The 14,444-nt window shown below is 59.3% G+C and carries 13 protein-coding genes; 7 read left to right on the top strand and 6 right to left on the bottom strand.

Translation table 11 applies throughout. From position 1 onward, the window contains the following. Positions 1-24: 24 nt before the first annotated feature. The 3 genes from HXW73_RS16470 to HXW73_RS16460 are packed head-to-tail and all read right to left on the bottom strand — an operon-like array spanning position 25 to position 4,170. The gene (locus HXW73_RS16470; protein WP_240538665.1) at positions 25-1,998 is read right to left on the bottom strand and encodes an aconitate hydratase; all 1,974 of its coding nucleotides are present in this window, start codon (positions 1,996-1,998) and stop codon (positions 25-27) included. Positions 1,999-2,041: 43 nt separating this feature from the next. Beyond that, positions 2,042-2,959, bottom strand: coding sequence for a hydroxymethylglutaryl-CoA lyase (locus tag HXW73_RS16465; protein ID WP_186254107.1), 918 nt, complete (start codon positions 2,957-2,959; stop codon positions 2,042-2,044). A 14-nt stretch (positions 2,960-2,973) separates the two neighbouring features. Then, positions 2,974-4,170, bottom strand: coding sequence for a CaiB/BaiF CoA transferase family protein (locus HXW73_RS16460; RefSeq protein ID WP_186254106.1), 1,197 nt, complete (start codon positions 4,168-4,170; stop codon positions 2,974-2,976). A gap of 177 nt (positions 4,171-4,347) precedes the next feature. Between HXW73_RS16460 and HXW73_RS16455 the strand changes: the two genes are divergently transcribed. From HXW73_RS16455 to HXW73_RS16425, 7 genes are all read left to right on the top strand, one after another. Then, the gene (locus tag HXW73_RS16455) at positions 4,348-5,256 is read left to right on the top strand and encodes a LysR substrate-binding domain-containing protein (RefSeq protein WP_186254105.1); all 909 of its coding nucleotides are present in this window, start codon (positions 4,348-4,350) and stop codon (positions 5,254-5,256) included. Between the two features lie 58 nt (positions 5,257-5,314). Continuing rightward, a complete protein-coding gene (locus tag HXW73_RS16450; RefSeq protein ID WP_186254104.1) occupies positions 5,315-6,037 on the top strand; it encodes a haloacid dehalogenase type II in 723 nt (240 codons plus the stop codon). After that, positions 6,034-6,930, top strand: a complete 897-nt coding sequence (locus HXW73_RS16445; protein WP_186254103.1) for a LysR family transcriptional regulator — start codon at positions 6,034-6,036, stop codon at positions 6,928-6,930. Before HXW73_RS16450 ends, HXW73_RS16445 begins: the two co-directional genes overlap by 4 nt. Positions 6,931-7,159: 229 nt before the next feature. Next, the gene (locus tag HXW73_RS16440; RefSeq protein ID WP_186254102.1) at positions 7,160-8,137 is read left to right on the top strand and encodes a TAXI family TRAP transporter solute-binding subunit; all 978 of its coding nucleotides are present in this window, start codon (positions 7,160-7,162) and stop codon (positions 8,135-8,137) included. 100 nt (positions 8,138-8,237) lie between these two features. Beyond that, positions 8,238-10,199 (top strand): TRAP transporter permease, encoded by a 1,962-nt coding sequence (locus HXW73_RS16435; RefSeq protein WP_186254101.1) that lies wholly within the window; start codon positions 8,238-8,240, stop codon positions 10,197-10,199. Further along, positions 10,196-11,152 carry a D-2-hydroxyacid dehydrogenase family protein gene (locus HXW73_RS16430; protein WP_186254100.1) on the top strand — a complete coding sequence of 319 codons (957 nt, stop codon included), beginning with the start codon at positions 10,196-10,198 and terminating at the stop codon, positions 11,150-11,152. The genes HXW73_RS16435 and HXW73_RS16430 overlap by 4 nt, the downstream gene beginning before the upstream one ends. Further along, the gene (locus HXW73_RS16425; protein ID WP_186254099.1) at positions 11,152-11,577 is read left to right on the top strand and encodes a carboxymuconolactone decarboxylase family protein; all 426 of its coding nucleotides are present in this window, start codon (positions 11,152-11,154) and stop codon (positions 11,575-11,577) included. Before HXW73_RS16430 ends, HXW73_RS16425 begins: the two co-directional genes overlap by 1 nt. On the opposite strand, the gene HXW73_RS16420 is transcribed toward HXW73_RS16425, so the two are convergent. Genes HXW73_RS16420 through HXW73_RS16410 form a run of 3 tightly spaced genes read right to left on the bottom strand, consistent with a single transcriptional unit; the run spans position 11,544 to position 14,317 of the window. After that, positions 11,544-12,803, bottom strand: a complete 1,260-nt coding sequence (locus tag HXW73_RS16420) for a TRAP transporter large permease (RefSeq protein WP_186254098.1) — start codon at positions 12,801-12,803, stop codon at positions 11,544-11,546. The two genes, HXW73_RS16425 and HXW73_RS16420, sit on opposite strands and share 34 nt — an antisense overlap. Next, positions 12,800-13,324: a TRAP transporter small permease gene (locus tag HXW73_RS16415; protein WP_240538664.1), complete on the bottom strand. Its 525-nt coding sequence runs from the start codon at positions 13,322-13,324 to the stop codon at positions 12,800-12,802. The genes HXW73_RS16420 and HXW73_RS16415 overlap by 4 nt, the downstream gene beginning before the upstream one ends. Further along, the gene (locus HXW73_RS16410) at positions 13,325-14,317 is read right to left on the bottom strand and encodes a TRAP transporter substrate-binding protein (protein ID WP_186254097.1); all 993 of its coding nucleotides are present in this window, start codon (positions 14,315-14,317) and stop codon (positions 13,325-13,327) included. Positions 14,318-14,444: the final 127 nt, after the last annotated feature.

Genomic DNA, 14,444 nt, shown 5'->3' with positions numbered 1-14,444 from the left:
GGCAAGCCCCTTTTTTAGCGGCCTTCAAGCCTGCGCGGCTGTGCCCGAATTGCGCGCACGTAAGTGATTAATCACCCCGCCTTGCGTAATCAACGTTTGCTGGCGATCCGTCAGCCCGTGGTGCAAGGTTATGGTTCCCTTGCCGGGAACCTCGGCGATCAAGTCACTGCCGTTGGCCAGTTGGTTGTAAAGATCCTTGATCACAATAGTGTCTCCCTGGCGCAAGCGCTCGCTATCTTCGGGGTGGCAAAAAGTGAGCGGTAAGGCACCAAAACAAATCAGGTTCTGCCAATGAATGCGGGCGAAACTCTTGGCAACGACCACCTGCAAGCCTAGATAGCGGGGCACCAAGGCGGCATTCTCGCGACTTGACCCTTGGCCGTAGTTAATACCGCCGACGATTGCATGGCCGCCTTGAGTGCGGGTTGCGTCAGCGCGGGTGGCGTAGGTGTCATCGATGGCTTCAAACGTGAAAGGGGCCGACGCATAGATACTGCTCCAGTAAGGCAGCACCCGCTGACCGGCGGGCATGATGTCATCGGTTGAAATATTGTCGCCGACGACCAGTAATACGGGCACTTCCAGCGTATCGGGGAGGGGGCTTAATGCGGGTAAAGCCGGTGTGTTATCCGTTTTTTGCAAGGGTTTGAGGCGCGCTTCTTCAACAGGCAGTGGCGCGTTAAATAGCGCACGGTTAATCACAATCTTATCCGGCTCGGCAATACGCGGATACGCCATGGAAAGCGTTCGTGGGTCGGTAATAACCCCGGTCAGCGCAGAGGCCGCTGCCGTTTCCGGGCTGCACAGGAAAACGCTGTCTTCACGGGTGCCCGAGCGACCCGGAAAATTACGCGGCACCGTACGCAGGCTGTTGAGTCCCACGGCAGGGGCTTGGCCCATACCGATACAGCCGTTACAGCCTGCCTGATGAAGCCGCGCGCCGCTGGCAACGAGGTCAGCCAAATAGCCTTGTTGAATCAACGTGGTGAGCACTTGGCGAGAAGACGGGTTGATGTCCAGCGAGACGCCGTCGGCCACCTGTCGGTCGCGGACGATTTCCGCCACGACCGCAAAATCACGATAGCCCGGATTGCCTGAAGAGCCAATATAGGCCTGATGGAGCGGCTGTCCTGCCGCTTCACGAACGGGGACGACATTATCCGGGCTGGAAGGCAGCGCGATCATGGGTTCGAGGGTCGCGAGGTCCAGTTGATCGTTGAGTTCATAGCGACAGCCGGGTTCAGCGGCCAGTGGCCGCCAGTCACTCTCTCGGCCCCGAGCGGCCAGAAAGCGTCGGGTTTCTTCGTCGCTTGGGAAGACCGTGGCCGTCGCGCCCATTTCGGTGCCCATGTTCGCTAATACATGGCGGTCCATGGCGGAAAGGTGGGCAAGTCCTGGGCCGTAATACTCGATAATCGTGTTTTTGCCCCCGGCAACGCCGTGTCGACGTAGCAGTTCGAGCACAATGTCTTTGGCTGACACCCAATCGGGCAGTTGGCCTTCTAGCTTAATGCCCCAGATTTTGGGCATGGTGATATACAGCGGCTCCCCGGCCATGGCCATGGCGACTTCAATACCGCCTGCGCCAATGGCCAGCATGCCCAGCGCCCCTGCCGCCGTGGTGTGGCTGTCGCAGCCGACAATCGACTGGCCGGGCACGCCAAAGTTTTCCATATGCACCGGGTGGCTAATGCCATTACCAGGGCCCGAGTACCACACGCCAAAACGCTCGCAGGCACTTTTCAAAAACAGATAGGTTTCCGCGTTGAGGTTGTCGGCCTGCACCAGGCCGTGGTCGATATACTGCACGCTAGGCTGGGTGTGGACGCGGTCCAGGCCCATGGCTTCGAGTTCCAGCATTACCAGTGTGCCCAGCACGTCCTGAAGCAACGCCTGGTTGATATCTAACGCGATTTCACTGCCTGGGGTCATCTCGCCGCTGACGAGATGGCGCTGGATTAACTGCTGGGCAAGGTTCAAGGGTTGGGCAGATGTCACGGGCTGAGTCATTGTTATTCACCGTCTGTGGGGTTGCGTTGCGTTACATCTGGGCAGGCAGCGGATGACGACGATCGGCGCTACCGGCTTTGACTACCTGCCCTGGAGTGTCGTGGCCGATCAAGTCGGGAAGGGAGGCGGAGGCCTCGAGCAGCGCGGGCAGGTTGACACCTGTCTTGACCCCCATCTGCTCAAACATATGTACCAGGTCTTCAGTGCACACGTTGCCCGTGGCGCCAGGCGCAAAGGGGCAGCCACCCAGCCCTCCCAGCGAGGCATCGAAGCGGGTAATGCCGACCTGCCAGGCGGCCAGCGCGTTGGCGAGGCCCATACCGCGCGTATTATGAAAATGCAGTGTAATCGGTACGCCAGGGAAGCATTCCTGCGTCTGAGCACACAGCACGCTTACCTGAGCCGGGTTGGCAACACCGGTGGTATCACAGAGCGTAACGCCCTCTACGCCCAGCGCCAGTTGTTGTCCAATAAGATCGAGTACCCGGCCTGCAGGCACATTGCCTTCGAACGGGCAGCCAAAGGCCGTAGACAGCGAGGCGTTGATAAACACGCCACTGCCCCTGACGGTATCGATGATGTTGGCAAACTGCCGGAGTGATTCGTCGGGCGTCATGCGCAAGTTGGCCCGGCCGTGAGCATCGCTTGCCGACATCACCAGGTTGATCTCGTCGACACCGCAGGCAAGCGCACGCTCAGCGCCTTTCAGGTTAGGTACTAGCACGGTCACGTCGACGCCTTGACGGCGTTGAATCGCGCTGACGACCTCGGCGGCATCACGCAGGTTAGGAATCGCCTTGGGCGACACGAAGGAGGTGGCCTCGATACGCGCAATGCCGGTGGCGGTCAAGGCGTCAATCAACGCCACCTTCTGGTCGGTGGGTATGAAACGTGATTCGCTCTGAAAGCCATCCCGAGGGGCGACTTCGTTGATTTGTAGCGTCTCCATCGTGCCTCTCAAGGTTAGATAATGCCTGCATGGCGAAGCTTTTCACGGGTTTCGCTATCGATGCCCAACTCATCAAGCACTTCATCGGTATGGGCACCAAGCGGCGGGCCACCTTGCCCCAGCCGGCCGGGCGTGGCGCTCAGTTTAGGCAGGACACCCGGCACCTTGAGCGAACGACCGTCGGCATGCGTCACGGTCTGAATCATTTCGCGTGCCAGGTAGTGAGGGTCGGTGGCGATATCCGCAGCGGTATAGGGATAGCCTGCCGGCACTCGCGCCTCCTCCAGGATGCGCAGTATCTCGTCGCGGTCTTGGGTCTGGGTCCAGGCCTCGATGGCGGCATCGATCTCCTGGGCATGCTGAGAGCGGCCATCGTTATGCGCCATGGCAGGGTTCTGCGCGAGATCGTCGCGGCCAATAACGTCCATGAGGCGCTTGAAGATGCTGTCGCCGTTGCCTGCGATGAGCACGTAGTCACCCTGCTGCGTTTGGTATGCATTCGAGGGCGTGATGCCTGGCAGGGCGCTACCGCTGGGCTCGCGCACATGGCCGGTGGCATCGTATTCGGGGAGCAGGCTTTCCATCATGGCAAAGACAGACTCGTAGAGCGCGACGTCAATTTCCTGCCCCAGCCCGCTGCGCTGACGCTCCTGAAGGGCAAGTAGCGTGCCTATTACGGCGTATAACGCGGATAACGAGTCGCCAATGCTAACGCCGACCCGCACCGAGGGTTCATCCGGCTGGCCGGTCAGGTAGCGCAACCCGCCCATCGCCTCGCCGATGACCCCGAACCCTGGCTTGTTGCGGTAAGGGCCGGTTTGGCCGAAGCCGGAAACGCGCACCATGATCAACTTGGGGTTATGCGCAGCCAGTGCTTCATAGCCAAGCCCCCAGCCCTCCAGCGTACCAGGTCGAAAGTTTTCGACGATAACGTCCGCCTCAGCCGCCAGGCGGCGCACCATCCCCTGGCCCTCTTCAGTGCGCAGGTCTAGCGTTACCGAGCGCTTGGTGCGGCTTTGCACATGCCACCATAGCGAGGTGCCCTCTTCGAGAATGCGCCATTTGCGAAGGGGGTCACCCGTGCCGGGGGGCTCGATCTTGATCACGTCAGCACCAAATTCGCCGAGAAGCTTGGTGGCAAACGGGCCCGCAATCAGTTGGCCAAGCTCTAAGACTTTAAGCCCATCGAGGGGAAGCTGGCGCGTGGTCATAATAGTAAGCTCCTGATAACCCTGTTCATGCAGCTTTTTGTCAGTTTGTTTATCCACCAGCATCGGCGAGCTGGCGCGTGAGAACAATTAGGCAATCAGGAACTAGGTGTTCGTCATGGACGAAGCCTAAGATGGCGAGGTAGGTTCTTTTACCCCAATAGCAGGGCGGTCAGCGCGATGCTGCGATTTGATTTTGTCACCTTGAAACTGTTTGTCGCCATTGCCGATGAGGGGCGACTCACCGCCGCCGCTGAGCGTGAGCATCTTGCCGTGGCAGCGGTCAGCAAGCGCGTCAGCGACCTGGAAGCGCTAGTGGGCACCGAGCTCTTATACCGTCGCCCCCGGGGGGTTGAGCTCACCCCGGCCGGCCGTGCGTTTTTACACCATGCCCGACGTATTCTCGAAGATGTGGCGCGTTTGCAGGCCGAGCTGAGCGAATATGGCGAAGGCGTGCGCGGCCATGTGCGCATACATTCCAACACCTCGGCAATCATCGCCTTTCTTCCCCAGGACTTAAGTGCCTTTGCCCTGGCCTATCCCCAAATCAAGATCGACCTGCAAGAACGCACCAGTAGTGAAGCGATTGCCGCCGTACGCGATGGGGTGGCCGACATCGGCATTTTTGCCAGCCATGTGGCAGCGGATGAGCTGGAGGTGAGGCCCTATCGACGTGATCAGTTGGTCCTGGTCACTCCGCAGGATCATCCGCTGGCTGTCCATCAGCAGCTGCATTTGCATCAAGCCGCCGAATACGACTTTGTGGGCTTGCAGCAGGACACGTCGCTGCAGTCGCTGCTGCATGAGCAAGCCAGCCAGGCGGGAAGAACCCTGCGCATGCGGATTCAGGTACGCAGCTTTGATGCGATTTGCCGCATGATTCATTACGGCATGGGCGTAGGTGTATTGCCCCAACACACCCTGTACCGCGATTTGAAGGATTTAAAGTTATGCATGATTCCCTTGGCCGATGAGTGGGCAAAGCGTGAACTGGTGGTGGGGATGCGCCATTACGACACCCTGCCGTTGGTGGCCCGCCACCTGGTCGATCACCTGTTAGCGCCCCATTCGCCCGAACAGCCTCTATAGTGTTAAACGCATGGGCAAAGCGATAACGTGCATGAACATGACAACGCAGGAGAAGGGCATGACCGAAAGCATTGCAAGCGAGGTGAGAGCGCTCACCTTCGATGTCTTTGGCACAGTGGTTGACTGGCGCAGCAGTGTGATTCGGGAAGGTCAGCAGCTGGGTGACGCCAAAGGCCTCAACATAGACTGGGCACGCTTTGCCGACGATTGGCGCGGAGGCTATGCCCCGGCGATGAATCGCGTCCGGCAAGGCGAACTGCCATGGACGCGGCTGGATGAATTGCACCGCATGACGCTGGACCGGTTGCTCCATGACTACGGCCTGGCCGATTGTCTGGATGAAACGGAAAAAGACCATTTGAACCGGGTATGGCATCGATTGGTGCCCTGGCCTGACAGCGTTGAGGGGCTCACACAGTTAAAACAGCGCTTTGTGCTGGCCACGCTATCCAATGGCAATGTCTCGTTGCTGGTGAACATGGCGCGCCACGCTGGCCTGCCCTGGGATTGCGTGCTGTCGTCGGAACTTGCCGGGCACTACAAGCGAGACCCAGAGGTATATCAGATGGCAATGCGGCTGCTCGATCTCAAACCGTCGCAGGTGATGATGGTGGCGGCGCATCAGGATGACCTCCAGGCCGCGCATCGGGAAGGCATGCGCACCGCCTTTATCAAGCGTCCCCTGGAACACGGGCCAGACGCCACGCCTGATGTATCCATTGACCCAAGCTTTGATTTCGTCGCCGAGGACATCACCGACCTGGCGCGACAGCTGCTATGAAACTGGACCCGACCTCGCTCAAACTGTTCGTGCGCGTGGCGGAAATGGGCACCATCAGTGGCGCCGCAGAGGCTTCGTTCATGGCGACCTCGGCCGTCAGCAAGCGGCTTAGCGAGCTGGAAGCCTACTTCAACACGCCACTGCTCAAGCGCAACAACCGAGGCATCGTGCTCACCCCCGCCGGTAGTGCACTGCTGAATCTATCCCGGGGCGTACTGCATAATCTGGAAGACCTTGATTTGCAGATGCGCGACTATGCCAGCGGCCAGCGCGGCATGGTGCGGGTCTTCGCCAACATGTCAGCGATTACGCAGTACCTGCCCAACGAAATGCGCGTTTTTTTTGAGCAGCACCCGGATATTGGCGTGCAGCTGGAAGAGAAAGTGAGCCCCATCATTACCCGTGAGGTCATGAACAACAATGCCGATATCGGGGTGTGCGCCCAACTGCTGCATGGGTATGACCTCATCGAGTTTCCCTACCACGTTGACGACCTCGTGCTGGTAGTACCGAGACAGCATCCGCTTGCCGAACGCGATCAGATCGACTTTCGCGAGTGCCTGGACTATCCCCATGTGGGGCTGCATACCGCGAGTGCCATCAATCTGGAGATTATGCGCGCCGCCAGCATGGTCAATAAGACATTGCGTATTCGCATACAAGTAACTAGCTACGACGCGCTATGCCTGATGGTCCAGGAAGGCCTGGGGATCGGTGTGTTGCCCCGCGGCGCCATTCGTCAGTATGTCGGTGGTCTCAACGTCAAGGTGTTGGCGATTCGGGACAGCTGGGCACGGCGTCGGCTGAGTATCTACGTGAAAGATATAGACAAGCTCTCCATGGCTGCTCGGGTGTTGGTCGACCATTTGGTGAATGCCGCCGCGGTGCGTTGATTGGGGGCGCCTCAAGTCAGACGGCATGCGCTTTCCTGGTCCAGCTTTCGCGTTTGGAGAAGGCAGGTTCATCAATCACCAATATACAGCTACCCACCTTTAGCGCTATCACTCTAGCAACCATCGAGCGATGTTCCCCTGCTTGATGAGTTCTCGGGAGGGGCGCGACGTTGGCCTCCCACAGCAAATAACAGCACAACATGCTTCCCGACGCTGAGAGGAAATAACAATGACTGCAATAAAACTACGCCACCTACTACCCGCTTCCCTGTTGGTCGCTGGTGCGCTAACGACCGGCACAGTTCAAGCACAAAGCGCGCTTAACCTAGGCGCCGTGCCCACCGGTACTGGCTGGTTCTTTGGTATCTCTGAAGGGGCGCGCGTGATAAGCGCCAACACAGATTACGAAATTACCGTACGTGAAACGGGCGGCACCCGCGAAAACGCTATTCGACTGAATAACGGCGAGCTCGACCTGGCATTCACCGAAGCCCTGGTAGGGTATGAACTCTATAACGGCGTAGGCCGTTTTGAGGATACGCCCAATCCCGATGTACGGCTTATTTACTGGATTGCGCCGTCCACCATGCATTGGGCGGTCCGCCAGGACAGCGATATCGAAACCTTTGAAGACCTGAACGGCGAACGCTTTAACCCCAGCAGCATTGGCGGGGGCGGCGAGTACATTACCGAGCAGGTGTTTGGCATCCTGAACATCGAGCCGGACTTCCAGCGCATGCGGGTGAATGATGCGGCGGAAGGCGTGACCGATGGTCGCCTGGTGGGCTTTAGCTACAACGGTGTACCGCCGATCCCGCTGTTTACCGAGGTGCATTCCTCACGTCCGCTACAGCTGCTGTCGCTGAGCGATGAACAGGTGGAGACAGTGATTGCAGAGCTGCCGTTCCTGTCGCCTACTGTTGTGCCAGCGGATACCTACACCGGGATGAGCGAAGCCCAGTCGCTGGGGATCTACATGGGCGTGGCGGCAAGCACTGAGCTTGATGCCGATACGGTGTACGAACTGACCAAGGCTTACTGGGAGAACCACGACGAGGTGGCTGCTTCCTTCAAGCCGGCGTCAAGCGTTGACCCCCAAACCGTGGTAGATACCGCCACCTTCCCGCTGCATGCAGGCGCGCTGCGCTATTACCAGGAGTTGGGCTTGGAAATTCCGGAAGACATCATTCCGCCTGAAGCTCAGTAATCCTACTCTTGAGCCCCCGCCGGTATCTCGGTGGGGGCATTAGCTATCAGCCTGACGCGTTGCTTGACCTCCCTTTGTCGGGTGGCGCGGGAGTTCCCCCATGGATACCGCTAATAATCCCAATGTTGTTGAAAAGTATCAGGAGGATTCGGGCAAGCGACAGCTCTCGGGCTTCTGGTTTGTAGTGGTGCGTTCAGCCGCTGTGGCGATGGCGATTTTCCACCTCTACACAGCTGTTACCGGGCCGGTGAATACGCAAAACGCCGTTCACCTGCTGTTTGCGATGCCGCTGATTTTTCTGGCCTACCATTGCCGGGTACGGGATGCCCAGAAGATTCCCTGGTTTGATATTGTCCCGATTCTCATGAGCGTGGTGATCAGCGGCTACTACGTTTATCACTTCGACCGCATCATTTATCAGCTGGGCTACTTAACGCCTACCGCGCTGGATCTAGTGCTGGGTGTGAGCGCGATATTGCTGCTTTTGGAAGCCTGCCGCCGCGCCATCGGCCTGGCCTTCCCGATCCTGGTGCTGATCGCCCTGGCGTATGCGGCCTTTGGGCAACATTTGCCGGGCGTGTGGGGCCACGGCGGTTTTCGCTGGGACGATCTGGTGGCGACTTTTTACCTCGGCCCTACCGGCATCTTTGGCAGCCTGATGCGCACCTCATCCACGGTGATTGTCATTTTCATCATGTTTGGTGCGCTACTGGTGACCACCGGAGGCGGCGATACCTTCATGCGCCTCTCCACCGCCGCGACCGGCGGAATGGCCGGTGGGCCCGCCAAGGCCGCTACGCTGTGCAGTGCCATGTTCGGCAGCATCAGCGGCAGCACCGCCGCCAACGTGGCCACCACAGGGGTGTTCACCATTCCGCTGATGAAAAAGAATGGCTACAGCCCGCGCTTTGCGGCGGCGACTGAGGCGTCTGCGTCGACCGGTGGGCAGATTTTGCCACCGATCATGGGCGCTGCCGCCTTCGTCATGGCCGATGTGATCTCGACCAGCTATCTCGAAATCATCAGCGCCGCGCTGATACCGGCTTTGCTGTTTTATCTGGCTATCTGGATGAGCGTGCATTTTGAAGCGAAGCGTTTAGGGCTAAACCCGCTTCCCAAATCTCAGCGGCCAAGCCTGCGGGAAGGGTTCTTCAATGTTGAAACCTTGCTGTTGCCGCTGATCGTGCTCATCACCATGCTGGTGCTTCGCTATACGCCTACCACAGCGGCGGTGGCGGCCTACTTTACTGCATTGTTGCTCTATCTGGCGTCGCCACGTAGCTCAGGCACGCTATGGGAACGGGTCAAATCTCTCCCTGCTGCCCTTGAAGCCGGTGCCATGACGGCGGCGATGATTGCCGTGATTATCGGCAGTGTTGCGCTGATTGCCGCGGTGATCAGTTTGACGGGGCTGGGGCTCAAGGTGTCCTCGCTGATCGTTATGGTGAGCGGCGGTGATGTGCTGATCACGCTCCTGCTGGCGATGGTAGTGGCCATTATCCTGGGCATGGGCTTGCCGACAGTGGCGGCGTATATGCTGGCGGCTTCGGTGGTCGCAGCAGCCTTTATCGAAGCGGGGCTGCCAAGCCTCTCGGCACACCTGTTTATTCTTTATTTCGCGATTCTTTCGGGCGTGACGCCGCCTGTCGCGCTGGCGGCGTATATCGGTGGGGCGATTGCCGGTTCGCATTGGTTCCGTACGGCACTGACGGCCACCAAGATTTCACTGGGCGGCTTCCTGATTCCCTTCATGTTCATTTATCACCCGCCGCTTCTGGGCCAGGGCACGAAGCTGGAAATTGGCATGGCCGTGGCATCCGGGGTGTTGGGCATTATTGCCCTGGCGGCGTCGACCATCGGCTATTTTGCGCGCCCATGTTCCTGGTTAGAACGTGGATTACTGCTGTTCGCTGCCCTGATGCTGATCAACGGCCAAGCCATCACCGATGTCGTCGGGATTGCCGTTATAGTCGGTATCTTCGCGTGGCAGCGCTTTGCGACCCATACGCCTAAAGGCGCCACTCCGCTTGCTTCTGAACCGCCCAAGGAAACGCACTCATGAAGGTAGTGATCCCCGATGATTATCAGGATTGTGTCCGCACGCTGGAGGCCTTTGCCAAGCTGGCAGGCCATCAGGTCACGGTCTATAACGACACGGTGACAAATGAAGACCAACTGGTGGCGCGCTTTCAAGACGCCGAGGCCCTGGTGCTGATTCGTGAGCGCACGCCGATAACCCCGTCGTTGCTGGCGCGGCTACCCAAGCTCAAGGTGATCAGCCAGACCGGCGGTGGGGCGGCCCATGTGGATATGGCGGCCTGTCACGAGCACGGCGTAACCGTGCTGGCGGGTACCGGCTCCCCGTATGCCGCTGCCGAGTTGACCTGGGGCCTGATACTGGCCGCCATGCGGCACATTCCAGACGAGGTCAACAACCTTAGGGCAGGGCGCTGGCAGCGGACGCTGGGCACCGGTTTAAAAGGCCGCACGCTGGGTATATTTGGCTACGGTAAGATCGGCCAGCTGGTGGCACGTTACGGCCAGGCTTTTGAAATGAACGTGCTGGTGTGGGGGCGAGAGACCACCCGCGAGCGAGCCGTGGCTGCCGGGCTTGAGGTGGCGGGTTCCCAGGAAGCGTTCTTCGCGCGCAGCGATGTTCTCAGCCTGCACCTGCGGCTAAACCCGGAATCCCGCGGCATTGTCACCGCCGAAAACCTCGCCAGCATGAAGCCCACGGCGCTTTTGGTTAATACCAGTCGTGCCCCGCTAGTGGAAGACGGCGCCCTTGAAGCCGCGCTCAACGCTGGGCGTCCTGGTATGGCCGCCATGGATGTGTTCGATGACGAACCGGTGCGGGAACACCCGCTGCTGGAACTGGCTAACGTCGTGGCCACGCCACATCTGGGCTATGTCGAAAAAGACAGCTATGAGCTCTATTTTGGCGATGCTTTCGATAATCTGATGGCGTTCGCCGCCGGTCAGGAAGTGCGCAACCTCGCGGAAGGAGAAAAATAGTGACCCAAACTTCCCGGCAAGAACAAGCAGCGCTGGACCCGCAGGGGCTCGCCACCCGGCGTGAGGTGCTGGGCGATGATTACGTGAACGCCGCACTGGCGCAGGCAGATGACTTCAGCTGGCCCATGCAGGAACTGGTGACCAAGCAGTGCTGGAACGACGTTTGGAATCGCCCAGGCCTTGAGCGTCAGACTCGCAGCATGCTCAACGTAGCATTGCTGGTGGCGTTAAACAGGCCTCATGAGCTGAAGGCGCACGTTCGGGGTGCGCTCAATAACGGATGCAGTGAGGAGCAGATTAGAGAGGTGCTGCTTCATTGCGTGCCCTATTGCGGCTTCCCTGCCGCAATAGATGGCTTACGCGTTGCCCGCGAGGTGATCAATGCAGGTCGTCAGCCCGACCAGCCAAGCCACATCGGCACGTAAACCACCAATAGCAGTACGCCAATCAACCCCAGCAGGTACGGCACGATGGCCTGGGTGATGCGCTCCAGCGGCAGTTGCGTCACCGAGGAGGCCACGTAGAGGTTGATGGCGACCGGCGGGGTGATCATGCCGATGGACAGCCCCACCACGATAATCAGGCCAAAGTGAATCGGGTCGATGCCCAGCTGCAGCGCGAGCGGCAGCAGTACAGGGGTCAAGATAATCAACGCGCTGGCGGTTTCGATAAACACCCCGGTGAGCAGAATGACCGCGACGATCAGCAGCATGATCACGTATGGGTCGGTGGACAGCGACAGCACCGACTGGGCAATCGCACCGGGCACCTGCCAGCTGGAGAGCGTCCAGCTGAGCACCGCCGACATGGCAATGACCAGCATGATCACCGAGGTGGTCATCGCTGAGCGAATCAGCAGTTGGTACACACTCCGAAGGGTTAAATCGCGATACACAAACAACGACACCATAATGGCGTAGTTGACCGCCACCACCGCAGCTTCAGACGGCGTGAAAATGCCCGAGAAGATACCGCCAAGGATAATGACCGGTGTCATCAGCCCCCAGCTGGCGTCTTTAAAGGTGCGCAGAATCATCGTCCACGATAGCGGCGTGCCCTTGGGGTACTGCCGCCGATAAGCCTGGGTAATGGCAATCGCCATCAGCCCCAGGCCCATCGCCAGACCCGGCAGAAAGCCGTTCAAGAACAGCTTGGATACCGACTGCTGGGCGATGACCGCGTAGATAATCATCGGCACCGAGGGCGGAATCACCACGCCGATGGTGCCACTAGCGGCGATCAAGCTGGCGGCGGAGGCCGGGTCATAACCCTTGCGCTTGAGCTCGGGCACCAGGCTTGAGCCCACGGCGGCGGTAGTGGCCGCCCCCGAGCCGGAAATGGCGGCAAAGAACATCCCCGCCATGATCGAGACGAGCGACAGCCCGCCGCGCATAAAGCCCACCAATGAATCGGCAAAGCTCACCAGCTTTTCGCTGACCTTGCCCTGGGCCATTAAATCCCCGGCCAGAATAAACATCGGGATTGCCACCAGGGCGAAGGAGTTAATCCCCTGAAACATCTGCTGGGGCACCACCATCAGCGGCACGCCCGCCTGATACAGCGCAAACAGCGTGCTGGCGCCAATCGCAAAGGCGATGGGCACGTTGAGCAGCATCAAGCCAAAAAACAGCCCAAACAGGAGCATCGTCATGACGGCGTCTCCCTGGGCTCGTGGGTATCGCCGGTGATGATCAGTTCGACAGCATCTACCACGGCGTACCAGGCCATCACCGCGGCGCAGAAGGGCACCACGGCGTATACGTAAGACATCGACACGCGCAGCGCCGCCGATTTCTGGAAGCTCTGTACCTGCATGTATTCCACGCTAATGATCGCCAGGGCCATCAAGAACGCCACGACCACCAGCGTGGCCAGCAGCCGCGCCAACTGGCGCAGCCGAGTGGGCAGGGCGTCAACAGCAAAGGTGACCGCGATATGTCGGCCGCGCTGGAAGGCCAGGGTGCCGGCAAGAAACGTCAGCCACACCAGCAGGAAGCGTGCTAGTTCTTCAGTCCACTCCACGGCGGTAAACAGTACGCGGGAAATGATTTGTAGCGTGATAACGCCAATCAGGGCCGCCATGGCCAGAAACACCACGGGCTGGATGATAGCATCCAGCCCGTGCTCAACACGGCGCAGCCCCGCGATCAGCGAGCGGGCGCGTTGGGTCACTTATTCCAATGCCTCCCGAATGCGCGGTAAATAGTCACCAAACTGCTCGGCGTATTCGTCGTATACCGGCTGCACGGCCTTCTGGAAAGCCTCAATATCCGGCGACTCGTTGATCTCCATGCCTGCTTCGCGCAGTTCGGCGAGCTGCTCAGCTTCCATCTCGGCATTGACCTGGCGCTCATGCTCGGCAGCTTCCTGAGCGGCTTCCTCCAGAATGGTCTGCGCGTCTGCGGGGAGCTGGTTCCACACGGAAGCGCCCATGACAAAAATCGCCGGCGCGTAGGTGTGCCGCGAGAGAGTCATGTAGGTCTGGGTTTCGTCCAGATTGAACGAGTGGATCACGTTGACCGGGTTTTCCTGGCCGTCGATGGTGCCTTGCTGCATGGCCGTCAGGGCTTCTGTCCAGGCCATGGGAACGGCATTGGCGCCCAGCTCGCGGAAGGTATCGACATACACCGGGTTTTCCATCACGCGAATGCGCAGGCCATCGATATCTTCCGGCGCGTTGACCGCCCGTTCGCTGTTGGTCAGGTTACGGAAACCACGCTCGGCGTAGGCCAGACCCTTTAGATTGACCTCAGAGAGCTTATCCAGCAGCTCCTGACCGATGGGGCCATCGAGGGCTTCGTAAGCGGCTTCCGGGGAGGGAAACAGGAACGGCAGCTCAAACACCGCCATTTCCTCGACAAAGTTGGCCACCGGCCCGTTGGTGATCACACCCATATCCACGGTGCCGATCTGCATGCCTTCCAGCAGCGTGCGCTCATCGCCCAGCGAGGCGTTGGGGTAGATCTCGATATCCACCTTGCCGTTGGTGCGCGCTTCAACAAGCTCTTCAAATTTGGTGGCGGCGATGTGGAAGCCATCCTGCTCGTTGACCACGTGGGCCAGGCGCAGGGTGACGGGGTCCATATCGTCAACGGAGGCGTTAGCGGCACTCACCAGCGCCAGTGAGAGGCCCAGTGCCAGCGTGCTACTTACAAATGTTTTCATTTTATTGTGTTCCCGATTTTTAAGGTTCAGAGATGTCTGTTAAGGATGCACCAAGGAACTGAAAAGGGTCAATTGACTTAAGCGGCTAAGCGCTCCCGCGGCTGGACACAGCCCGCCCGCGCGGGTA

Origin of the sequence: Halomonas sp. SH5A2, from assembly GCF_014263395.1 — a bacterium.
Classification (GTDB): Bacteria; Pseudomonadota; Gammaproteobacteria; order Pseudomonadales; family Halomonadaceae; genus Vreelandella.
The sequence above is the reverse complement of the archived record's forward strand: the minus strand, read 5'-3'. Positions and strand labels throughout refer to the sequence as shown.

Coding starts and splice junctions, on each gene's coding strand:
- HXW73_RS16465 (WP_186254107.1), bottom strand. CDS start 2,959: ATGGAGACGCTACAAATCAACGAAGTCGCCCCTCGGGATGGCTTTCAG.
- HXW73_RS16460 (WP_186254106.1), bottom strand. CDS start 4,170: ATGACCACGCGCCAGCTTCCCCTCGATGGGCTTAAAGTCTTAGAGCTT.
- HXW73_RS16455 (WP_186254105.1), top strand. CDS start 4,348: ATGCTGCGATTTGATTTTGTCACCTTGAAACTGTTTGTCGCCATTGCC.
- HXW73_RS16450 (WP_186254104.1), top strand. CDS start 5,315: ATGACCGAAAGCATTGCAAGCGAGGTGAGAGCGCTCACCTTCGATGTC.
- HXW73_RS16445 (WP_186254103.1), top strand. CDS start 6,034: ATGAAACTGGACCCGACCTCGCTCAAACTGTTCGTGCGCGTGGCGGAA.
- HXW73_RS16440 (WP_186254102.1), top strand. CDS start 7,160: ATGACTGCAATAAAACTACGCCACCTACTACCCGCTTCCCTGTTGGTC.
- HXW73_RS16435 (WP_186254101.1), top strand. CDS start 8,238: ATGGATACCGCTAATAATCCCAATGTTGTTGAAAAGTATCAGGAGGAT.
- HXW73_RS16430 (WP_186254100.1), top strand. CDS start 10,196: ATGAAGGTAGTGATCCCCGATGATTATCAGGATTGTGTCCGCACGCTG.
- HXW73_RS16420 (WP_186254098.1), bottom strand. CDS start 12,803: ATGACGATGCTCCTGTTTGGGCTGTTTTTTGGCTTGATGCTGCTCAAC.
- HXW73_RS16410 (WP_186254097.1), bottom strand. CDS start 14,317: ATGAAAACATTTGTAAGTAGCACGCTGGCACTGGGCCTCTCACTGGCG.